This is a genomic window from Enterococcus sp. DIV2384 (assembly GCF_050534975.1).
In the GTDB taxonomy this organism is placed as follows: domain Bacteria; phylum Bacillota; class Bacilli; order Lactobacillales; family Enterococcaceae; genus Enterococcus; species Enterococcus faecalis.
Window position 1 is genome coordinate 1,688,473 of record NZ_CP172905.1, and the last position, 20,767, is coordinate 1,709,239.

The 20,767-nt window shown below is 36.5% G+C and carries 21 protein-coding genes; 5 read left to right on the top strand and 16 right to left on the bottom strand.

From position 1 onward, the window contains the following. Positions 1 to 25: 25 nt before the first annotated feature. From yeiL to IGK54_RS08230, 3 genes are all read left to right on the top strand, one after another. Complete coding sequence (gene yeiL / locus IGK54_RS08220) at positions 26 to 691, top strand: transcriptional regulator YeiL (RefSeq protein ID WP_142956971.1); 666 nt, start codon at positions 26 to 28, stop codon at positions 689 to 691. A gap of 71 nt (positions 692 to 762) precedes the next feature. Further along, a complete protein-coding gene (locus tag IGK54_RS08225) occupies positions 763 to 1,158 on the top strand; it encodes a DUF3224 domain-containing protein (RefSeq protein ID WP_002365812.1) in 396 nt (131 codons plus the stop codon). 109 nt (positions 1,159 to 1,267) lie between these two features. Next, positions 1,268 to 2,449, top strand: a complete 1,182-nt coding sequence (locus IGK54_RS08230; protein WP_002365813.1) for a multidrug effflux MFS transporter — start codon at positions 1,268 to 1,270, stop codon at positions 2,447 to 2,449. A gap of 36 nt (positions 2,450 to 2,485) precedes the next feature. Here the strand turns inward: IGK54_RS08230 and IGK54_RS08235 are convergent, their stop codons facing one another. After that, a complete protein-coding gene (locus IGK54_RS08235; protein WP_142956972.1) occupies positions 2,486 to 4,321 on the bottom strand; it encodes an LTA synthase family protein in 1,836 nt (611 codons plus the stop codon). A 208-nt stretch (positions 4,322 to 4,529) separates the two neighbouring features. Between IGK54_RS08235 and IGK54_RS08240 the strand changes: the two genes are divergently transcribed. Further along, complete coding sequence (locus IGK54_RS08240) at positions 4,530 to 4,679, top strand: hypothetical protein (RefSeq protein WP_002357118.1); 150 nt, start codon at positions 4,530 to 4,532, stop codon at positions 4,677 to 4,679. 150 nt (positions 4,680 to 4,829) lie between these two features. Beyond that, positions 4,830 to 5,180 carry an iron chaperone gene (locus tag IGK54_RS08245; RefSeq protein WP_002387299.1) on the top strand — a complete coding sequence of 117 codons (351 nt, stop codon included), beginning with the start codon at positions 4,830 to 4,832 and terminating at the stop codon, positions 5,178 to 5,180. A 10-nt stretch (positions 5,181 to 5,190) separates the two neighbouring features. Here the strand turns inward: IGK54_RS08245 and IGK54_RS08250 are convergent, their stop codons facing one another. The 15 genes from IGK54_RS08250 to gap form a co-directional block, all read right to left on the bottom strand. Beyond that, a complete protein-coding gene (locus IGK54_RS08250) occupies positions 5,191 to 5,541 on the bottom strand; it encodes a DUF2200 domain-containing protein (RefSeq protein ID WP_002360043.1) in 351 nt (116 codons plus the stop codon). 73 nt (positions 5,542 to 5,614) lie between these two features. Beyond that, positions 5,615 to 6,619 (bottom strand): SIS domain-containing protein, encoded by a 1,005-nt coding sequence (locus tag IGK54_RS08255; RefSeq protein WP_142956974.1) that lies wholly within the window; start codon positions 6,617 to 6,619, stop codon positions 5,615 to 5,617. Next, the gene (locus IGK54_RS08260) at positions 6,613 to 7,689 is read right to left on the bottom strand and encodes an SIS domain-containing protein (RefSeq protein ID WP_142956975.1); all 1,077 of its coding nucleotides are present in this window, start codon (positions 7,687 to 7,689) and stop codon (positions 6,613 to 6,615) included. The genes IGK54_RS08255 and IGK54_RS08260 overlap by 7 nt, the downstream gene beginning before the upstream one ends. Positions 7,690 to 7,699: 10 nt before the next feature. Beyond that, positions 7,700 to 8,533 carry a PTS system mannose/fructose/sorbose family transporter subunit IID gene (locus tag IGK54_RS08265; protein ID WP_002384383.1) on the bottom strand — a complete coding sequence of 278 codons (834 nt, stop codon included), beginning with the start codon at positions 8,531 to 8,533 and terminating at the stop codon, positions 7,700 to 7,702. Then, positions 8,514 to 9,305 carry a PTS mannose/fructose/sorbose/N-acetylgalactosamine transporter subunit IIC gene (locus IGK54_RS08270; RefSeq protein ID WP_430602887.1) on the bottom strand — a complete coding sequence of 264 codons (792 nt, stop codon included), beginning with the start codon at positions 9,303 to 9,305 and terminating at the stop codon, positions 8,514 to 8,516. Before IGK54_RS08270 ends, IGK54_RS08265 begins: the two co-directional genes overlap by 20 nt. 15 nt (positions 9,306 to 9,320) lie before the next feature. Continuing rightward, complete coding sequence (locus IGK54_RS08275) at positions 9,321 to 9,791, bottom strand: PTS sugar transporter subunit IIB (protein WP_002395206.1); 471 nt, start codon at positions 9,789 to 9,791, stop codon at positions 9,321 to 9,323. Between the two features lie 11 nt (positions 9,792 to 9,802). Further along, positions 9,803 to 10,222, bottom strand: a complete 420-nt coding sequence (locus tag IGK54_RS08280; RefSeq protein WP_002389037.1) for a PTS sugar transporter subunit IIA — start codon at positions 10,220 to 10,222, stop codon at positions 9,803 to 9,805. Positions 10,223 to 10,293: 71 nt separating this feature from the next. Then, positions 10,294 to 13,065, bottom strand: coding sequence for a sigma 54-interacting transcriptional regulator (locus tag IGK54_RS08285; RefSeq protein ID WP_430602889.1), 2,772 nt, complete (start codon positions 13,063 to 13,065; stop codon positions 10,294 to 10,296). 143 nt (positions 13,066 to 13,208) lie between these two features. After that, a complete protein-coding gene (locus tag IGK54_RS08290; RefSeq protein ID WP_002357102.1) occupies positions 13,209 to 13,424 on the bottom strand; it encodes a hypothetical protein in 216 nt (71 codons plus the stop codon). A 211-nt stretch (positions 13,425 to 13,635) separates the two neighbouring features. Beyond that, on the bottom strand, positions 13,636 to 14,997 hold the full coding sequence (locus tag IGK54_RS08295; RefSeq protein WP_142956978.1) for a deoxyguanosinetriphosphate triphosphohydrolase: 1,362 nt from the start codon (positions 14,995 to 14,997) through the stop codon (positions 13,636 to 13,638). 16 nt (positions 14,998 to 15,013) lie between these two features. Beyond that, complete coding sequence (locus IGK54_RS08300) at positions 15,014 to 15,838, bottom strand: toll/interleukin-1 receptor domain-containing protein (protein WP_002357099.1); 825 nt, start codon at positions 15,836 to 15,838, stop codon at positions 15,014 to 15,016. Positions 15,839 to 16,191: 353 nt separating this feature from the next. Next, positions 16,192 to 17,490 carry a phosphopyruvate hydratase gene (eno, locus tag IGK54_RS08305; protein WP_002357098.1) on the bottom strand — a complete coding sequence of 433 codons (1,299 nt, stop codon included), beginning with the start codon at positions 17,488 to 17,490 and terminating at the stop codon, positions 16,192 to 16,194. A gap of 131 nt (positions 17,491 to 17,621) precedes the next feature. Beyond that, positions 17,622 to 18,377 (bottom strand): triose-phosphate isomerase, encoded by a 756-nt coding sequence (gene tpiA, locus IGK54_RS08310; RefSeq protein WP_002362045.1) that lies wholly within the window; start codon positions 18,375 to 18,377, stop codon positions 17,622 to 17,624. Positions 18,378 to 18,425: 48 nt separating this feature from the next. Further along, positions 18,426 to 19,619 (bottom strand): phosphoglycerate kinase, encoded by a 1,194-nt coding sequence (locus tag IGK54_RS08315; RefSeq protein WP_002357094.1) that lies wholly within the window; start codon positions 19,617 to 19,619, stop codon positions 18,426 to 18,428. A 126-nt stretch (positions 19,620 to 19,745) separates the two neighbouring features. Beyond that, positions 19,746 to 20,747, bottom strand: a complete 1,002-nt coding sequence (gene gap, locus IGK54_RS08320; protein WP_002357093.1) for a type I glyceraldehyde-3-phosphate dehydrogenase — start codon at positions 20,745 to 20,747, stop codon at positions 19,746 to 19,748. Positions 20,748 to 20,767: the final 20 nt, after the last annotated feature.

Below are 20,767 nucleotides of genomic sequence, written 5' to 3' on the forward strand. Positions count from 1 at the left end.
ATTTCTCCTATTATAAGGAGAAAAAATGCTTAAAACAGACTACCAACGATCACCGAAACAAGAATTAGCTAAAAATACGCCTTTTTTTAATGAAACTGATTTAAAACACAGTTTTATTATCGATTTTGAAAATCAAGAATTCATTCATCATCAAGCAGAGCCATTAAATTATCTTTTTTATTTAATCAAAGGAAAAGCGAAAATTTTAAAAACAGAACGCAATGGCCGCCAATCCATTGTTCAGTTTTTAACGACAGGTGATTTAATTGGCGATTTAACATTAGTTCAAGCGGAAACGATAACCAAGGACGTTATCGCCTTAGGTGAAACCTGTTGTTTGGCTGTACCTTTAGCTTACGCAGAAACTGTTTTAAAAAACAAGGTGCTTTTTATGCAGCAACTCAGCCATTATCTAGGGAAAAAAATGATCCAACGGGTGGACCACTTTACAACGAATCAGACCTATGAACTAAGTTATCGGCTAGCGGAATTGCTATTGGTTGCCGCTAATCACGAAGATGTTTATAAAGAAAAACATACTGAGATTGCCGAATACTTAGGGGTTAGTTATCGCCATCTTATTTATACCTTCAAACAATTTCGAGAGCGCGGCTTTATTCAAAAACAAGGAACTGCTTATCACATCAACCGCTTAGCGTTACATTCTTTTGTGCAAAAAATGAAGAGTTAAAGTGGTGGATTGTTGACAAATAGTGCACTTCCCGCTACCCTATTCTTATTAATAAGAAAGAAGGGACAGCAATGGAGCAAGCAGCATTTACTGTATCTAGTTGGCAAGAACAACCGATTGACAATCTTAATGAAAATTTCCCAGTGAATCAAGCGAGCGCTACTTATCAATTGTCAGGCGCCTTATCTGGGACAGCTTCTGTGGAATACTTAATGACTTATCAAGGCTCTTCAATGGCAGATGGGCTTGAAGCTGTGGCTCAAGTGGTCGGTTTCCTACATTTCGAAGGAACTTATTTAGGAAAAAAAGGCACCTTTACTGCTTGCGAAAAAGGGACGTTTACACAGGGTCTTTTAGACTGCCCAGGTGAACTATTTCAAGCATCAGGTGAGCTTGCCGGTTTATCCGGTCGCTACACTTATGAATTTAGTCAAGAAGAAGCGCTTCTTCATTTAGACTTTGTATAATAAAAAATTTCAAGGAAAGTTGGTGACATTATTTTACTTATTTTAAATTTGGCGGTTGTAAAAGACAATGGGTGTTTTTGATTAGATTAAACTTTTAAGGAGAAAAATCATGAAAAACACCCGAAACACCGTCCCATCATTACTAATTATTATTTTGCTTGTGGGATTTCCACAAATCAGCGAGTCGATTTTCACACCCATTTTACCAGCGCTTAGTTCTGCTTTTAACATTCACGATAGCGTGGCACAATTAACCATGAGTATTTATTTTGTTGCCTTTGCCGTTGGCGTTTTATTCTGGGGAATTTTATCCGATACGATTGGACGTCGCCCAGCTATGTTATTAGGAATTTTATGCTATTTAATTGGAAATATTGGCCTTTTTTTGAGTCCGACATTTCCTTGGCTGTTATTCTTCCGTTTAATTCAAGCATTTGGTGCAAGCGTTGGTTCTGTCATTACCCAATCGATGATGCGGGAAAGCTTTAACGATCTTCAAAGAGGGAAAATTTTTGCTCAAACAAGCGCTGCCCTATCGCTATCTCCTGCCATCGGACCCTTAGTCGGCGGACTTGTTCAAACCTATTTTGGCTATCAGCATGTCTTTAGCACCTTAATTGTCATGGCTGTTCTATTACTTTTCTATAGTTTTTATCGTTTACCAGAAACCTTTCACTTAGGAAATACCTTAACGAAAGCGCCTTTTTGGTCCGTGGCGAAACGCCTTTCCTTCGATTCGAAAGTTTGGTGCTACGGCTTATTGATTGGGGGCATTAATGGTTTATTGTTTAGCTACTATGCAGAAGCTCCGTTTATTTTCATCAATCACTTTGGCTTTAGCAGTGTCCAATATGGCTTTCTTGGTTTAGTTTTAGCTGTGTCTAGTATTCTTGCTGCGGTTCTTATCAATTGGTTGCTAGGATATTGGTCAGCGGAAAAAATTGCCTTTGCTGGTTTGCTGCTAAGTATCTTTGCGGCTTGCTGTTTATTAATAATGACACAATTTGAAACAATCATTGGTCTTATTTTGTTTATTTTTCTCTTTTTCTTAGGGATTAATATTACTTTGCCCAATGCCTTAAGTATGGCCTTAAAAGGCTATGAATCTGTAATTGGTACTGCCAGTGGAATTTTTAGTTTTGTCTATTACTTGTTTGTTAGTTTCTTTACCTATTTGATTAGTTACTTTCACAATGGCACCATTTGGGTCTTACCGCTTTACTTTTTAAGTTTTGCCTGCCTGTTAGCTTTCAGCTATTATGTCATTGTTTATCGTAAAACTTTAAAATAAAAATCAAAAAACACACGAATATTTCGTGTGTTTTTTTTAGCTAAAAAATTGATTTTCTAAACTATATTGCTTCCCTGAAACAATGTCATATTGAATCAGTCGGTATTCCTCATATAGTTGTTCTTGATTTTTATTCATTTCTACTGTTTTTTTCCATTCCCCACCGAGATAGTAATTCCCCTTTTCAAAAGCAGGCAATTGTTCTTGTACCTCATTTAACATAGCGTAAAATCCCGATTGCGGTAAGCCGCTTTGTTGGAAAAGTGAGGGAGCAAAATAAAATGGACTAATAGTTGCTTGATGCTGATTTTTTTCTGTTAACTGGTTCGCCGTATCATACATTAGAAATTCTGTCTGGTGAAGGGCTGCTCCTTCATTCAACGCTTGGATGTTTTCATCATAAATACTTGGTAAGTGATCTCCCCAAAAAACGACTAATGTGCGTTTGGGCATTTTTTCGATTTCTTGTAGGAAATTTTTCAAAGCTTCGCTACTGTAGGCAATATCTTGCAAATAATTATTGAGCGCGACTTGATTGCCGTTTCCTTGAGAAAAATAATTGGACGTTGTGTATTTATTTTCATAGGGCATATGTGTTTGCATAGTAACTAAATGAATGAATTGCGGTTGCTCTTTTTCTTTAAGCAGTGTCGTCACTTCCTGATACGCTGCTTGATCTGAAATGTAAGGATTATTTTCTAGTTTATCCGTATAGTTCATTGTTTTTTCATTGATAAATTGATCAAAACCTAAAATTTTATACACATCTTTTCGTTTATACATAGATGTATTGTACGGATGAATAGCCGTTGTTTGGTACTTTTGTTCCTTAAGTAATGAAACAATAGAAGGCAATTCCGTCATCTTAGGAATCATCATTGTATAAGGTGTAGTCATTTGGGCATTCATTAATTCCATCGAAAAACTTGTTAGGGCTTCAAATTCAATATTCGCAGTTCCGCCCCCGTAGTTTTGTGAAAGCATCTGGCCACTGTAAGTTTTATCAGCGATTTGCTGATAATCAGCTAAAGGGTTACCAATAATGGACAAACCTTTCAGATGATCTGGATTTGAAAAACTTTCACTCATGACAAACACAATATTTGGTTGCTCATTGCTCGGCACTGTTTTCGCCTCGGCCAACTTTTGATATTTCTGAGTAATTTCTGAAATAGCTTCTTTTGAATAACCCTTTGGTTGGTCCATAGCCTCTACTTTTAAATTATATAGAAAACCACCAATAAATCCTGTATTGTAGTAATTCATTTTTTGGCTGTAAGGAATCCATAACGCGGTTTTATTATAGGCTTTACGTAACAAATTTTGCGGATTGTTAAAATCACCAATATATGAAAATAGACCAATCGAAAGAACAAGACTTAACACACGAATCATTTGTTTTTTCTTCGATAAAAAGAAACTTTTATAAAAGGCTTTTCCTAAGAAAAAAAGTGCTACACAACCTAACGCTACCACAAAAATAAACGGCCATAAACCAACCATTTCTTTTAATAAACTAACTTCTGTGATCATTTTTAAGTCGTCTGGGTAAATAGGTTCGACACGATAAAACATCTTTTGATAGTCCGCAAATCCTAAAACACCTATTATGACACTATATAAAAGAGCGCCAACTCCTAATGAACCTGCCAAACTACATAAAAAAAGTAAAAAAACGCTTAGCACAAAACAACCTAAGAAAAACTTTTCCGTATGCCACGAAAAAGCAAACTTGAAGGCTAAATCAACAGACAAGTTATTCTGACACCATTGCAAATATAAATTACTAAAAACAATTAATAAGATGAACCCGATTCCATACAAAAGGTAGCTGTAGGGCCATCGTCTAAATTTCTCAACTCTCTTTTTCACATCGATCTCCTATTCAAAAACTAGTAATGTATTTATTTTATGCTTCTTGAAAAAGAATGTAAAGAAGTAGCTAGCAAAGAAGTCTAAGGAATGGTAAAGAAAAAATGTTATTTGTTGCAAAAATAATTTTCCAGTGGTATAGTAACAATGGAATTTCGTTATCAGTTATCGTCGCCTTTTTAGAGTACTTTATGAAAGGAGAATAACTATGACTTACAAAGTAAAAAACATTCAATACCGTATTCAATTAGACACAGACAAAAATATTTTCATTGTTTTTGATGCAAAAAATGAAAGTAAAACAGCAACTGGTCACACAATTGAAGAAGCAATTGCACACTTAAAACAATTAAACTAAGGAGTGACAAACATTTCCATGCAAGACCCTTTAGGTAGTTATTTAAGCTAAAAGCCGTTTAGTAAAGAAAAAATACTAGACGGTTTTTTTGTATCCTCTTCGCCTTTTATTTTTTACATAGTATACTGAAACAAACGGAGGTGTTTTTAGATGACCATCATTGCAAACTATATTCGCCAGCAACCCCAACATCAAACACAGTTAACAGAAATCTACCAAGCAATTTTAGCGGTTGTTCCTCAGGAGACTACTGAAAAAATCGCTTATGGAATGCCGACCTTTTACTTAAATGGCAATTTAGTGCATTTTGCGGCGGCCAAGCAACATTTAGGTTTCTATCCTACGCCATCAGCCATCCAACGTTTCAGCAAAGAATTGCGCCCTTTTAAAACCTCGAAAGGTGCCATTCAATTTCCCTACACGCAAGAGTTACCTCTTTCATTAATACAGGAAATAGTTAAATTCCGTGTACAAGAAAACATGAAAACAGGGTCTCAATGAGACCCTGTTTTCATGTTCTTAAAATTTTTTCCATCGCTTTTCCCTTGGCCAATTCGTCGATTAATTTATCTAGATAACGGATTTTTTGCATTAAAGGATCTTCAATTTCTTCCACGCGATAGCCACAAATTACGCCTTTGATCAATTGGGCGTTTTCATTAAAATTGGGTGCTTCTTCAAAAAATGTTTCCATCGTTACTTTTTGAGCCAATTGTTGTTGCAAGCCTTTTTCATCATAACCAGTTAACCAATAAATAATTTCGTCAACCTCCGCTTGCGTTCGATTTTTACGTTCTGCTTTTTGGATGTATAGCGGGTAAACACTGGCAAAGGTCATTGTATAGATTTTCGGTTTTGTCATTGGTTTTCCTACTTTCTGAAGTATTCTCTCTTCAGTCTACCACAGGCTTGCTGGAAAAAGAGGCTATTTTGTCTTAGTAATCAAATTGACGATAATAACGACGAATCTCTAATGGGTGACAATTTAATTTTTCTACATGCGCATCAATGCGTTGCGTTACCGCATGCATTAGGAGAAATGAAATAACTCGGGCACGATATTTTTCACTAATTCCTGGAAGTTCATACGCTTTCGAATCAATAATTGTATAATTGGCACAGATTTTCGGCAATAATTTTGCTACTCGTTCTGCCAATGGTCGTTGCTCGTCTTCTCCGATAAACAACGTTACTGGTGTAGTTTCATCTACAATTTCTAGCGTCCCATGTAAGAACTCTGCTGCATGAATTGATTTTGAGCGAAGCCAACTTTGCTCTTCCCAATAGCACATTGCATAAGAATAGACCGCTCCCCATTGGTTCCCTGCGCCAATAAAATAGTGAATGCTATCATGACGATGTTTTTCCGCAAAAGCTAAGCCAAACGCATCGGCACTTTTTTCGGCTTCAGCTAAACCTGTAGGCAAATATTCTTCCAATTCTTGGTAATAATTTTCGTAATCTGTAAATTCGTTGTTTTTTTGCATTAAACGATCAGCTACCATAAAGAACTTGATTTGCTCAGTTCCTGGGGCTGGATAAGTCACCACATAATCACATAAATCTGCTAAAAGACTATCTTTTGCATCAATAAAACCAAATAACGTCGCGCCAACCTTTTTGATTTCTTGAACGGCTTGCACCACTTCTTGTGTTGTCCCAGTAACGGAAGACAAGATGACGAATGATTTTTCTGTTAAACGTTTATTGCCTGTTGTGTAATACTCAGCAGCATGTTGAACATAGATTGGTAAATTACTTTTTCCATTCGCATAAGTAACTGCTTGCATGGCTGAAGCATAAGTACCGCCGATTCCTAAATAATAAACCGTATCAAATCCTTTCGTCCAAACTTGATCAACAACTTTTTCAACATCTGAACGCAAGGCTAAGGCACCTCGTATGTCTTTGATTTGTTGTTCTTCATTAAATTTTAACATGGCTGATTTCCCTCTTTCTTTGCTATTTTACTTTTTAGGACACAATCAAAATCATCAAAAATCCGTTGAGATAAATCAATTCCTTTACTTGTAGCTACTTGATACGCCAAATATTGAAATGGAATAACTAATAATAAAGGACTAATTTTTTCTTCGACATCACTTGCTAAACCTAACGTATTTGATGCTCTCGTTGAACCCGTTGTAATTGTGTAACATTGGCCAACATAACTGGCTAGATAATTTTTCAAGGCTTGGCTACGTGCTTGAATAGGACTTTGATTCTCAATAAAAAACAAAAGATGTGTAGTATCCGCTTCAAGATAAGGCCCATGCATATAGGCTTCGACTTCAAATCCTTGGGAAGGTAAGCGAACTGTTTCTGTAAACTTCGTCTCAAACTCTTTTGCCGTACCAATATTAGGCCCATAACCAATTGCGATAAATCGTGTCCCCTCTGTTAATTCTTTTTTCGTTTTTTGCCAAAATTGTTCGGTTTTATAAATCACCGAATCGATTTCCTGAATTGCTTTGGCAAGTTTTGCTAATTCTTCTCCAACCTCTACTTTTGTTAATTGATGCTTTTGATAGCCCAGTTTCAAACCAAATAGAAATAAATTTAAAAGTGTTGCCGTATAGCCTTTTGTGACAAAACCAACTGTTTCAAGCCCCATTTTTAAATCCAGGACTTCATCCACAACCTCCGTAATCGGGCTGGTGATATCACTTGTCAAGGCCACTGTTTTTACAGACGTTTGGTTTTTAATTTTTGCAATGGCATCAATTGTTGAAGCACTTTTACCACTTTGCGAAACCGCTACGACCAGATCAAACCGATCATCCACTTTGCCATAATGAGCAAAATTGAACGGCTCTTGGATTTCCACATAAATAGGCGCCACTTCTTCAAGGTAAACTTTAGCCGCCTGACAAGCGTTATGTGACGAGCCAGTTGCTAAAATTAGACAGTGCGTGACCTTTGAAACGTCTGTATCAGTTAATTGAAATTGGTTAAGAATCTGAGTTAGAGCTGCTTGCTCCTCATTTATATAATCCAGCATCGTTTTCATATTTTGCCTCCTAAAATAGACCAATTAATGAGCCAAGAATTCCGACAATTGCCATGCCACCTAAAATCGCTAAAGGTTTTACTTCTTTTTTCAATAAATAAAAAACAAAACCAAAAGATGCAAGCGGTAATAATTTAGGCATGATATCGTCAAAGATACTTTGAACCGTGACTGCATTTTTCCCACTTCCGCTGATTGTAATCGGGATAGTTAAATCAATCATGGAGGCGGTCATAGCACCTACCACCATCAAGCCAATTATTGAAGCGCCTAATGTGAGACTTTCCATCATGCCATTTGCTTGAATTTTTTTGAGAAAACCAGTTCCTAATTTATAGCCCCAACGATTCAGTAAATAACGAACAATCACATGGGGGACGTTAAAAATGAGTAAAAATAGAATTGGCCCTAACACATTCCCTTGTAAAGCTAACGAAGTTCCAACACCTGTTGCAATCAAGCGTAAGGTTCCCCAGAAAAAGGAATCACCTAAACCAGCTAAAGGTCCCATTAACGAGGTTTTAATACTATCGATTGTTCCAACTTCAAAATTTTCGTCCAGAACATTTTCTTCTTCCATTGCAGCATTAATTCCTAAAATAAACGTCACGATATGCGGCGTGGTATTAAAGAAAGCAAGATGCCGTTTTAAAGCTGCCGCCATCTCTTCTTTTTGAGGATATAATTTCTTTAAAATAGGGATCATGGCATAGACATAAGCCATATTCATCTGACGTTCATAATTCCATGAAAATTCCATTTGAAATGAACGCCAAAAGACTTGATTAAGTTCTTTTTTTGTAATTAAGTTTTCTGTCTTAGTTTTAGAAGTCTTCGTCATCATCAATTACCTCCCCACTTGTTGTTTGTATTGTTTCATTCTTTCCTTTGGCATAATTCATGATATTCACAACAATTACTGCTGTAATGGCACCCAAAATTGCTACTCCTGTTACAGGTAACTTAAAGTAAGCCATTAAGACAAAGCCTAAAAAGAAATATGGCGCCACTTGTTTGTTAATCAGTAAGCGTGCAAGCATCGCAAATCCTAGCGCTGGAATAATCCCCGTTGCAACAGACAACCCATGTTGAATAAATTCAGGGATCAGATCAAGTAAGCCTTTAATGGTGTTGCTGCCCACGGCAAATGAAATAGTTACAATGAGCGCTAGCATGAACGATAAGCCAAAGCCTGCAAGTAAATGCATGCGCTCCACCCCTTTATATGCTCCTTCTTCAGCATACTGATCAGCTTTTTGACTCATGATTGGGATGAGCAAACCCAAATAAATATTTTTAAGAATCAACGTTAACGTTGCGATTGGCAAGCCTAAGAGTAAGGCTGTTTCTGTTCCTGCGCCAGCAGTAATAGCAAACGCTGTACCAAGAATCCCACCAGTCACTACATCAGGTGGGATTGAGGCGCCCACTGAAAAAGAACCGATGAAAGCTAACTCTAAGGTTGCGCCCATGATTACGCCCGTTTTGACATCACCTAATACAATTCCGACAAATAAACCGGTTACAATTGGTCTTGAAAGCAACGAGGTTCCTAAAGCATATTCCGACTGCGCAATAAAAGCGATGCAACCTAAAAGAATCGCTTGTCCTATCATTTGTATTTCTCCTTTCTACAAGACATTTAATGCTGCTACTTTTTTGTCATTTGGGACTTGTCGAATTTCAACTTCACAACCATTTGCGACCAATTCTTTAACCATTTTTTCTTCATCCGGTGTGATATTAATTGCTTTAGAAATGTTTCGTGTATTTTCCCTTACTTTCATCCCTCCTAAGTTAATTTCTTTTATTTCTGGACAAGCAGTAGCCAATCGATAAGCATCCTCCACACTCTCAACTACAATAAAAAGTTTGTATTTTTCTGTAACACCACTTTTTAGTGCGGCAATCGCATCTTCAATCGTTTTAATGACCAGTTTTACTCCTGCTGGTTTAGCTAGCTTAATGGTTGTTTTTCGAATATCATTTTTAGGTACGTCATCATTTGCGATTAAAATACAATCGGCGCCTAAGCCTTGGGTCCATGAAAAAGCCACTTGACCATGTAACAAGCGATGATCGACTCTTAACAATTTAATCATTTCATTTCCTCCTAAAATTCTTCTTCTAAAATTTCTTTACTAGATAACTCATTACAATAACAAAGACTTTCTTGTCCGTTTTCAACGGCACGTTTTACTAAATCAACTAATGAATCAACAGTATTTATTTGGGTATATATTTCAATTAACGTTGCTAAATTTAATCCTGAAATTAAATGCATTGCTTGTTTCCCCACATAATTAAAGAATTCGTTATTCACGCTTCCGCCAAATAGGTCTGTAATCACAATTAGTTCATTTTGTTGATTGTTCTTTAAAATGTCTTTGACCGTCTTGGCTAAATCATAAGGTTGTTCCATATAAGCGCAAAGACATTCCACATTCTTTGTTTCACCACAAATTAAAGCTAATGATGTCTGAATCCCTGCAGCGAAATTACCATGTGTTGCCAGAATAATTTTACGTTCCATTTTCTTCACCTCACTTACTTCTTTATATAGCAAAAAGAGTGCCAAAAAAGTGGCACTCCCTCCTTTTTATTTTAAAAATCGCTTTCTGTGTTGTTAAACTCCGTTTTTCCAAACAACACATCATAGACATAAAAAAGCTCCGATTCAGGTATATTGACACTATAAACTTTTTCAATGACACTAAACGCCTCTTTTAACTCTTGCAAGACCGTTCTTTGACACTGCTTTAGTTGTTCGGCGCCATTATAATTTTCAATAGGTTCATTCCGGATTAATCGCTCAATTAAACAACTGACATGGACATATACCGCTAATTTACGATCATTTTGAATCGTTTGTTGCCACCGCTCTTCTAATTGAATTAAAAAGACTTCTACTTGTCGAATAATTTTTTCTGTATCTAAAATCGTCACTGATTGAATGACCCGATCTAATGAAAAGTTCCGAATCAACTCATGATTTACATAGGACAGCATATCTTTAGTTAATTCTCTCTTTGTCCATTCTAAAAGGGTCGTAATTCCTTTTCCTGCAATCAACTCTTCTAAAGAGATATACGGGAGGTCATTTGAAGACGGGTTGTTTGTACCGATGATGCCGACAATCTCATATTCTGGAAAACTTTCTTTGATCGACTCTGCATTACGTAATTGATTATATTCGCAAGGAATAATCTTTAATTGTGCTTCCGCAGGTAAACTTTTTTCAAGTAAATCTCTAATTTTAACGGCTGTGCCAATTCCGGTACTACACGTTGTTAAAATGACACGTTCCGTTTTATTTTCAGGTAATATGATTTCCCATTCATTTGGATGAACTGTTAACGCTTTTTGGGGCAATTCTTCAAAAGAAACTTCGTCTTTAATGGCTTCTCCTATAGACAGAGCTAAGCTTGTTGTCACATTATTCATTAATAAAAAAGGACCTTCTTCTTCTGCCGGAAAATACTGATAAATTTCTTTCAATGAACCCATATCAAAAAGAATTACTAAACCATTCCTCGTTTCTTGACGTTCCATATAGTGAATTAAGTGTTCGGAAATTTTTTTGGGAGTAACATCTAACGGCATGTCAAACGATTGAAAAATTGGCACATTTAACAGCCGATTTGCAACATTCGCAATACTACTTGCTGTGGCAAATCCGTGGGCAACAATCACCGCTTTCGGATAGTGACTTTCCTTTACTGAACCCGAATAGTGAAGATAAATGGTGACAATAATTCGATCCATCTGGGATAGTTCAATATCTAATGAACGTTTCACTAAAGTTAACAGTTGTTCAGCGTAGCCATAACTAGTTGTTAATTTGGTTTGAACTTCTGTTAAAAGTTCGTCAATGACTGTTGTAGGTTCTTTTTCTGGAAACCAATCAATACATCTTCGTTGAAACAGATAGGTGCTTAATGCATAGACTAAACTGCCATTAAACCGAATTTGATAAGACGATTCAATCGTTTCCAATAATTGACGGATATTTTGCGTAATAAACAATAGCATTTCGTGATTTTTCTCTTGCTTCTTTTCAAATAATAAATCATCGAATAAGCGTTCAATTTCTTTCGAGATGTCGTTATTAGCAGTGGAAAGATGATGATGGTGAGAGACATAAAGACGAAGGATTCGTTCATAACTCTGGATAATTCTTCTTTGCGCAAGCTCTGTTTCCTCTAACAAACTAACCAGATTTGTTTGCTCATCTAAACGAATAGGCAATTCATTTTCATCAGGAGCTAGTTTGATTGATTGATCCAGAAATTCTTTCGGTAGATCGTGTAAAGTGATTGGAATAACACGTTTATCAAGATTGGCGGCAAAGCTCCGTGCAGTAATAATTTTTATATTATTTCTTAATTCACCTACATTGCCTACATAATGGTGGTTTTCTAAAAGTTGGATAACTTGTGGCGTGATAGTAACTGCTTTTTGAATAGCTTGCTGTTCCTCATAAAATGCTCGCATAATTAATTGTTTTCTTTCCGCTTGAGTGCGTTCAGCAAGACTTGGGATTTTAATTTGAATAGGAATTCGTCTTAAAAATGTCGTTAAAAAGGTGCTAGAAATTTCTTCAGTTGTGGCAAAGCACAACCGACACGTAACAGGAATGGGCCGATTGGTTTCACCCATTCGATAAATAATGCCCTGATCTAAAAATGTAAACAATTTTTCCTGCCCTTCAGGACTCAAACGATGAACTTCATCTAAAAATAAAACGCCCCCTTCTGCACTTTGAAAGGCCCCAATTTTATCGGAATCTGCTCCCGTAAAAGCGCCTTTAAGATGTCCAAATAATTGACTAGTTAAAAGCTCTGGATTGTTGGCATATTGCGCACAATTAACTGTTACAAAAGGTGCTGAATCGTCAAGTAGTTCTTTTGAAAGACAAAACTGATAATATAAGGATGCTAAAAAACTTTTACCCGTACCACTTTCACCTGTAATTAAGACAGGCAATCCACCGCCAGGATAAAGCGCTGCCATTTTTAATTGTTCGATGGTCTGGGCTAAACTACCGCGATAACCAATGACCGACTGAAAAAAATCACTTTTGCGATCAAAAACAGGCTGTTCATCGATCATTTCTTGGAAACTTTGATAAACAGTTCTTTTTAAAAGATAGTTTTGTTGCTGAAACGCTTCTTTATGAAAAAAGTAAACTGGTCGTGTATTGATCTTAACTAGAATTCCTTCTTCGTTTAACTGATTTAAATAGTGACTAGCTGTATTTCGTTTGATAGAAAATGTCGTTGCAATATTGCTTGCTGTGAAAATTTCACTGACTAAAGATGGTTCAAAAAAAGCTGTTTGATTGCGTAAATAATCAACAATTTGCATTTTTAACATAAAATCACCTCTCATTTATCATAACGTACCTAAAAAAAACGTCAATATTCAAAATTTCTTTTGTTATTTTTCTTTATATAAGGAGCCCATTTTTTATGTTATTTAATCACAGGAACCTGATTCTATCATTGCAGAATAGGCTTTCATTCAGTATACTGTAAATAGAGGAACAAGAAACGAATTGGATAATTAGGCACTGAAAGAACGCACCACCGTTCTGAATGTTTCGAAACACACAACAGGTTATCGAAATGGCCATTGGAGAAAAATTCCTTTTTCTCCGAGGTTAGCGATTGTGACATGTTGCAATCGTTTTTTGTCCTTAAAATGTTGAGAAAAAGAAAAAAGGCACTTTGCATGTCAGCACCACCTGACAAACAAAGCCCTTCATAGACAGCACAACCTATCTATTCCAGTTGCCTTTTTTGCTAGTTACACTAGCTAATTTTAGTGTACCCGATTTTCAGTGAAATTACTAGCATCTTTAAAATTTTTACTGAAACGATCAGCCTGTGCAATGAACTAGTTTTCTTCAGCGGCGGCAACCGCTGAGAAGCTTTTTCTCAAATTTTAAGTGAATAATGTATCATAAACTTTTTTGGCATATCCATCCGTCATATTACATACAAAGTCCACCGCCATTTTCAAACGATAATAGTCTTTTTCTGCTTCTGTAGCGTTCTTTGCTTCTCTTCTATACAACGCTTTCGCGCTTTCCGAAATATTATTAAAGATTCGCTCCTCATACTTATTCATGGAAACTTTTTCGTATTTTAGTACGACTGGAACAAATTCATCTAGTAAACGATTGATGATATTGAAGCCCAATACCTCTTGATCCAAAATTGTTTTTGTTTGAAAAACATAGGCTCTAGAAAAGTTTTTTAATGCCTGAAAGCATTTCACTTCATCACAATCTTCAATGATAATTTCATTATGATAGATACCTCTCATAATTAAGTCATAATGATTAGCAAAATTTTTCGCTACGCTTTGACAAACAGCTCTTTGTGTCTTTCTCAAAAATTCTTGTAAGGTAGCTTCTTCTGTTTTATCTTTTTCTAACATTAAAAATTTTTTTGTTCCTGTTTGCGCATCAACAAACTGCTTTAAATCTTGATAGCTGTATAAACCATAATTATAGGCATCTTCGATATCTGAAAAAGTATAGGCGATATCATCTGAGGCTTCTAGCAAAAAGACTAATGGGTGTCGCTTATTTTGTGTTCCTGTCGCAAATTTAATGGCCTTAAAGACTTGTTTTTCCGAGTAAAAATAGCCAACTTTTTTAGACAAAAGCTGTTGCTTATTTAATTGATCTGAAGATGCCGTATATTTGATAACTGTGTCTAATGTCGTGGCGGTTAGTTTCATTCCTGCTTTAGAAGTCCCATTATCATGATGCAGTTTTGTTAAAAGTCGGATGGTTTGAGCGTTTCCTTCAAAGTTAAGAAAATCATTTTGTTGTTGCTCCGAAAAATCAGACCAACAAGCATACAAAGGACCATTTTTTTCAAACCAAATACGAATGGCTTCTTCCCCAAAATGTCCAAAAGGGGGATTGCCGATATCATGGATTAATGCAGCTGTTTCTAACAACCGATAGCATTCTGATAATTCCATAACCTCAATGTTTCGTTCGTTCAACTGTGAAATAACTAATCTAAGTATATCCCTGCTATGCATTGCCACTTCTAAGCTATGTGTTAAACGTGTTCTTACAAAATCATTACGTTCTAAAGGAAAAACTTGTGTTTTATCTTGTAAGCGTCTAAATGCATCACTTTTAATTACTCTACGATAGTCACTATCAAAAGATTTACGAAGTTCTGTGGCTAAATCAACTTGCTTATTTAACCAGTCATTTTGATATTGTTTACCATTATCAGAAATACGATATGTACCAACCAACTGACGCCAATTCATTTTCATTTATTACCTCCTCCAATTACTCTACCTTCTCTAAATAAGAGACGTAAATATTTTTACATTTACCAATATCACTGAATTCCCGATTGTTATACGCCTTATCCTTTTTCAATTTAAACCGCACTTTTTCGCCTTCTTGAAAAGTTCCCCACGTAAGAAAAAAGAATAGCCAATGGCTTTCATCCTCTGATAGCGTGTCTAAACCTAAACTTTTAGGCTCAATTAAGCTAGGTAATTTAAAACAGTCATAGACCCCTTTTGCTGTGCCATACACAGGACGATGAGTGCTAAGAATCGTTTCAAAATATCCCTTTTCATCAGGTTTTAAATAACTTGCTTGCCGAATCAGTTGTGTCAGTTTATTTTGGAATGGCTGAATATTTTTCTCAACGTTTAGTTCAAAATCTGGCTCAGCTTGTACATCTGTGTCATGAGATAACTTTTTTAATAAGCAGTTTATTTCATTAGTACTTGTCTTATCATTAAACGCAATCGCCAAACGCTCACTACTAATAACACCTTTCATATCTTTCATAGAAAAATTATTTAACGCAATTGGATAGTGTTTATCTGATAGCATCCAAGAAGCACCCATTTCGTTTAAACATGGAATACTCTGATAATAATGATCAGATAAAAAATACAGCATGACAGGTTGATTGGTTAGCTCCCTTTTAATCGTGTCAAAAATTAATTCTCCTGGCTGTACACCTGTTTCAATAGTGGAACTATAAAAAATATCCTGTGTTCGAAACCCAAACTTTTTCAATAATTGGATAAACGCATCCACATACTCTTGATCCTTTGAACTATGACTAATAAAAATCTTTTTCCCGTTGCTCACTACTCAACATCCTCCAAGTTAAATTTGTGTTTTCATTTTTTTGTGAAATTCTATACTATTTCTTTAAGCGTACAGCGTTATCTGAAACCAGTCAATACTAAAATTATAAAATAACAATTATTTTGTTTTATTAAATTTTTATATAATGTTGTTTTGTTAATGTTTTGTTATTTTTAAACAAGTGATTATAGAGCGATGTACGGTTGAAGTTATTTTTAATCTATTTTTTTCAATATTTTTATAAATATAAAAAAACACGCCTTTCTTTGCAGAAAGGCGTGTTTTTACGTCCGAGTATAAGGAGAATTGGTTCATTAACCAATTGTCCCTTTAAGCGTTATTCATTAAATGAATTATTTGTTTTTTAGGTTGTAGAAAGATTTTAAGCCTTTGTATTCAGCTACATCGCCTAATTGATCTTCAATACGTAATAATTGGTTGTATTTAGCAATACGGTCAGTACGGCTTAATGAACCAGTTTTGATTTGGCCAGCGTTTGTTGCAACAGCGATATCAGAGATTGTTGAATCTTCTGTTTCACCAGAACGGTGAGATACAACTGCAGTGTAGCCAGCTTCTTTAGCCATTTCGATTGCTTCAAATGTTTCAGTTAAAGTACCGATTTGGTTAACTTTGATTAGGATTGAGTTAGCGATACCTTTTTCGATACCTTCAGCTAATTTAGTTGTGTTTGTTACGAATAAATCGTCACCAACTAATTGAACTTTGTCGCCTAATACTTCAGTTAATTTTTTGAATCCGTCCCAGTCGTTTTCGTCTAAGCCGTCTTCGATTGAAATGATTGGGTATTTAGAAACTAATTCTTCGTAGAATGCGATCATTTCTTCAGTTGTTTTTTCGCCTTCGCCTGAGTCAGCTAAAACGTAAACGCCTTTTTCTTTGTCGTAGAATTCTGAAGAAGCAGCATCCATAGCAAGAACAACGTCTTTACCAGGAACATAGCCAGCTTTTTCGATAGCTTCGATGATTACTTCGAAACCTTCTTCGTTTGAACCTAAGTTAGGAGCGAAACCACCTTCGTCACCTACTGAAGTAGCTAAGCCGCGACCTTTTAAGATTGAAGCTAATGCGTGGAATACTTCTGCACCCATACGTAAAGCTTCTTTGAATGTAGGCGCACCTACAGGCATGATCATGAATTCTTGGAAGTCAATACTGTTGTCAGCATGTGATCCACCGTTGATGATGTTCATCATTGGAGTTGGTAATACTTTTGTATTGAATCCGCCTAAGTAATGATATAAAGGCACTTCTAGGTAATCAGCAGCAGCACGAGCTACGGCGATAGACACACCAAGAATAGCGTTAGCACCTAATTTACCTTTGTTAGGAGTTCCATCTAAATCGATCATTGCTTTATCGATAGCCATTTGATCGCGTACATCGTAACCGATGATTGCTTCAGCAATGATGTTGTTTACGTTATCTACAGCTTTAGTAACACCTTTACCTAAGTAACGAGCTTTGTCGCCATCACGTAATTCAACTGCTTCGTATTCACCAGTTGAAGCTCCTGAAGGAACCATTCCACGGCCGAAAGCTCCGCTTTCAGTGTAAACTTCTACTTCGATTGTTGGGTTACCGCGTGAGTCTAAGACTTCGCGTGCGTAAATATCAGTAATAATTGACATGTTTTGTCTCTCCTTTGAGTTTGTATTTATACTAAGGGGATTCCCTCATGTATGATTGTAGTTAATTCTCGCAAACTATGCAAACATTTTTTTGCAAAAGTCATTGAGAAAACGTTACCGTTAGTGATTTCTTATTTTACAGCATCTAATAAAGCTAGGAATGAGTCTGCTTCTAAGCTTGCGCCGCCGACTAAAGCACCGTCAACGTTTTCTTTTGCCATATATTCAGCGATGTTTTCTGGTTTAACAGAACCACCGTATTGGATACGAACAGCTTCAGAAACTTCTTTGCCGTATAATTTTTCAACTGTTGAACGAACAACACCACAGATTTCATCTGCAATATTAGCATCTGCAGATTTACCAGTTCCGATTGCCCAGATTGGTTCGTAAGCGATAACCATGGAAGCAACTTGTTCGTTTGATAAACCAACTAAGCCGTTAGTGATTTGACCTTCGATCCATTCCGCTGTTTTACCAGCTTCATACGTTTCTAAAGTTTCACCACAACAGAAGATTGGTGTCATACCATTTGCAAAGATTGCTTTGGCTTTTTTATTGATATCTTCATCTGTTTCGTGGAAATATTCGCGACGTTCAGAGTGTCCGATAATCACATAGTTTACACCTAAATCTGCAATTGCAGCTGGTGAGTTTTCACCAGTGAAGGCACCAGCGTTTTCCCAGTAGCAGTTTTGTGCAGCTAATTTCACTTCAGAATCTTTTAGGTTCCAAGCTAAAGGAGCTAAGAATAATGCTGGAGATCCAATCACAGCGTCAACAACGTCGTTTGATGGAACAGCATTTTTGACTGCTTCTGCAAAGCTTTGTGCTTCGCTTAAAGTTTTGTTCATTTTCCAGTTACCAGCGATAATTGGTTTGCGCATGAAAAGCACATCCTTTTCTTTTTTTAAAAATATTGTCTTTTAAACTGATTATTTATCGTTAATAGAAGCTAAACCTGGTAAAGTTTTGCCTTCTAATAATTCTAAACTTGCTCCGCCACCTGTTGAGATGTGAGAGAATTTGTTTTCGTAGCCTAATTGAATTGCTGCAGCAGCAGAGTCCCCGCCGCCGATGATTGTTGTTGCGTCTTCTAAATTAGCAATCGCTTCACAAACACCAATTGTTCCTTTGGCAAAGTTACTCATTTCAAATACGCCCATTGGTCCATTCCAAACAACTGTTTTCGCACCTTGTAATTCGTTAGCAAATAATTCAATTGTTTTTTCACCGATATCCAAGCCTTCTTCATCATCTGGGATTTCAGTTGAAGGAACCGTGTGGAAAGGAGCGTCATTGCTGAACTCTTTAGAGACAACTGTATCAACCGGTAAAACTAATTTGTCGCCAGCTTTTTCCATTAAGCTTTTTGCTAAGTCCACTTTATCTTCTTCAAGTAAAGATAAACCAACACTATAGCCTTGTGCTTTCATGAATGTGTAAGCCATACCGCCACCGATTAAAATTTTATCGGCTTTTTCAATTAGGTTTTCAATGACAGCGATTTTGTCAGAAACTTTTGCGCCACCCAAGATTGCTACGAATGGACGTTTTGGATTTTCAACAGCTTCGCCGATGAATTTAATTTCTTTTTCCATTAAGAAACCAGCAACTGTTGGGATACCAGTTGAAGCAATTCCAACGTTTGAGGCATGTGCACGGTGTGCAGTACCAAAAGCATCATTGACAAATACATCGCCTAAAGAAGCCCAGTATTTACCCAATTCAGCGTCATTGCCGCTTTCTTTTTTGCCGTCAACATCTTCAAAACGAGTGTTTTCAAATACTAAAACGTCGCCGTCTTTCATATTGTTAACAGCGTCTTCTAATTCTTTACCACGTGTTTCTGGAACAAAAGTAACTGGTTGACCTAGTAATTCGCTTAAACGTTCAGCCACTGGTTTTAATGATTTGCCAGCTTTGTCTTCTTCTGTTTTTACACGACCTAAATGAGAGAAAAGAATTGCTTTTCCGCCATTTTCAATCACGTATTTGATTGTTGGTAAAGCCGCTACGATACGATTATCGTTTGTGATCACGCCATCTTTTAACGGAACGTTAAAGTCAACACGGACAAGGACTTTTTTGTCTTTTAAATCTACATCTTTAATTGTCTTTTTAGCCATGAGTAGACCTCCTGTATTGTCAATTTTAGGATTTTTCTTTTTTAAAAAAAGAAAGCGGAGAAGCGCGTTGCTTCCCCGCTTATTATTTCACAATTGTTCAAATTTCACTAATGATAAGAATGAATCTTATAAGTTAGCGAAGTATTCTAAAGTACGAACTAATTGAGCAGTGTATGACATTTCGTTGTCATACCAAGCAACAGTTTTAACTAATTGTTTGTCGCCAACTGTCATAACTTTTGTTTGAGTTGCATCGAATAATGAACCGTAAGTCATACCTACGATATCAGAAGAAACGATTTCGTCTGTGTTATAACCATAAGATTCGTTAGCAGCTTTTTCCATTACTGCATTTACTTCATCAACAGTAACTTCTTTGTCTAATACAGTAACTAATTCAGTTAATGAACCAGTAGCTACAGGAACACGTTGAGCAGCGCCATCTAATTTACCGTTCAATTCTGGGATTACTAAGCCGATTGCTTTAGCAGCACCAGTTGAGTTAGGTACGATGTTTGCAGCAGCAGCGCGCGCACGACGGAAGTCGCCTTTAGGATGTGGTCCGTCTAATGTCATTTGGTCACCTGTGTAAGCGTGGATAGTTGTCATTAAACCTTCAACAACACCAAAGTTGTCATGTAAAGCTTTAGCCATTGGAGCTAAGCAGTTTGTAGTACAAGAAGCGCCTGAAATTACAGTTTCTTCTCCAGTTAATGTTTCATGGTTTGTGTTGTAAACGATTGTTGGTACATCGTTACCACCAGGAGCTGAAATAACTACACGTTTTGCACCAGCAGTTAAATGTTTTTCAGCAGCTTCTTTAGAAGTAAAGAAACCAGTACATTCTAAAACGATGTCTACGCCTAATTCGCCCCATGGTAATTCTTCAGGGTTACGGTTAGCTAAAACTTTGATTTCTTTGCCGTTAACGTTGAATGAACCTTCGTGAACTTCAACTGTACCGTTGAAACGGCCTTGAGTTGTGTCATATTTTAACAAGTGTGCTAACATTTTAGCATCTGTTAAGTCGTTGATTGCAACTACTTCGATTCCTTCTACATCTTGGATACGACGGAAAGCTAAGCGTCCGATACGTCCAAATCCATTAATACCTACTTTAACTGTCATTAAAGATTTCCTCCTTATGA

Excerpts from the sequence above, each read along its gene's own strand:
- IGK54_RS08225 (WP_002365812.1), top strand. The coding sequence starts at position 763 with ATGGAGCAAGCAGCATTTACTGTATCTAGTTGGCAAGAACAACCGATT.
- IGK54_RS08270 (WP_430602887.1), bottom strand. The coding sequence starts at position 9,305 with ATGATAGGACAAGCGATTCTTTTAGGTTGCATCGCTTTTATTGCGCAG.
- IGK54_RS08260 (WP_142956975.1), bottom strand. The coding sequence starts at position 7,689 with ATGAAAACGATGCTGGATTATATAAATGAGGAGCAAGCAGCTCTAACT.
- IGK54_RS08290 (WP_002357102.1), bottom strand. The coding sequence starts at position 13,424 with ATGCAAAGTGCCTTTTTTCTTTTTCTCAACATTTTAAGGACAAAAAAC.
- IGK54_RS08245 (WP_002387299.1), top strand. The coding sequence starts at position 4,830 with ATGACCATCATTGCAAACTATATTCGCCAGCAACCCCAACATCAAACA.
- IGK54_RS08230 (WP_002365813.1), top strand. The coding sequence starts at position 1,268 with ATGAAAAACACCCGAAACACCGTCCCATCATTACTAATTATTATTTTG.
- IGK54_RS08295 (WP_142956978.1), bottom strand. The coding sequence starts at position 14,997 with ATGAAAATGAATTGGCGTCAGTTGGTTGGTACATATCGTATTTCTGAT.
- IGK54_RS08315 (WP_002357094.1), bottom strand. The coding sequence starts at position 19,619 with ATGGCTAAAAAGACAATTAAAGATGTAGATTTAAAAGACAAAAAAGTC.
- tpiA (WP_002362045.1), bottom strand. The coding sequence starts at position 18,377 with ATGCGCAAACCAATTATCGCTGGTAACTGGAAAATGAACAAAACTTTA.
- gap (WP_002357093.1), bottom strand. The coding sequence starts at position 20,747 with ATGACAGTTAAAGTAGGTATTAATGGATTTGGACGTATCGGACGCTTA.
- IGK54_RS08255 (WP_142956974.1), bottom strand. The coding sequence starts at position 6,619 with ATGTTAAAATTTAATGAAGAACAACAAATCAAAGACATACGAGGTGCC.
- IGK54_RS08265 (WP_002384383.1), bottom strand. The coding sequence starts at position 8,533 with ATGATGACGAAGACTTCTAAAACTAAGACAGAAAACTTAATTACAAAA.
- IGK54_RS08250 (WP_002360043.1), bottom strand. The coding sequence starts at position 5,541 with ATGACAAAACCGAAAATCTATACAATGACCTTTGCCAGTGTTTACCCG.
- eno (WP_002357098.1), bottom strand. The coding sequence starts at position 17,490 with ATGTCAATTATTACTGATATTTACGCACGCGAAGTCTTAGACTCACGC.
- IGK54_RS08280 (WP_002389037.1), bottom strand. The coding sequence starts at position 10,222 with ATGGAACGTAAAATTATTCTGGCAACACATGGTAATTTCGCTGCAGGG.
- yeiL (WP_142956971.1), top strand. The coding sequence starts at position 26 with ATGCTTAAAACAGACTACCAACGATCACCGAAACAAGAATTAGCTAAA.
- IGK54_RS08240 (WP_002357118.1), top strand. The coding sequence starts at position 4,530 with ATGACTTACAAAGTAAAAAACATTCAATACCGTATTCAATTAGACACA.
- IGK54_RS08275 (WP_002395206.1), bottom strand. The coding sequence starts at position 9,791 with ATGATTAAATTGTTAAGAGTCGATCATCGCTTGTTACATGGTCAAGTG.
- IGK54_RS08285 (WP_430602889.1), bottom strand. The coding sequence starts at position 13,065 with ATGTTAAAAATGCAAATTGTTGATTATTTACGCAATCAAACAGCTTTT.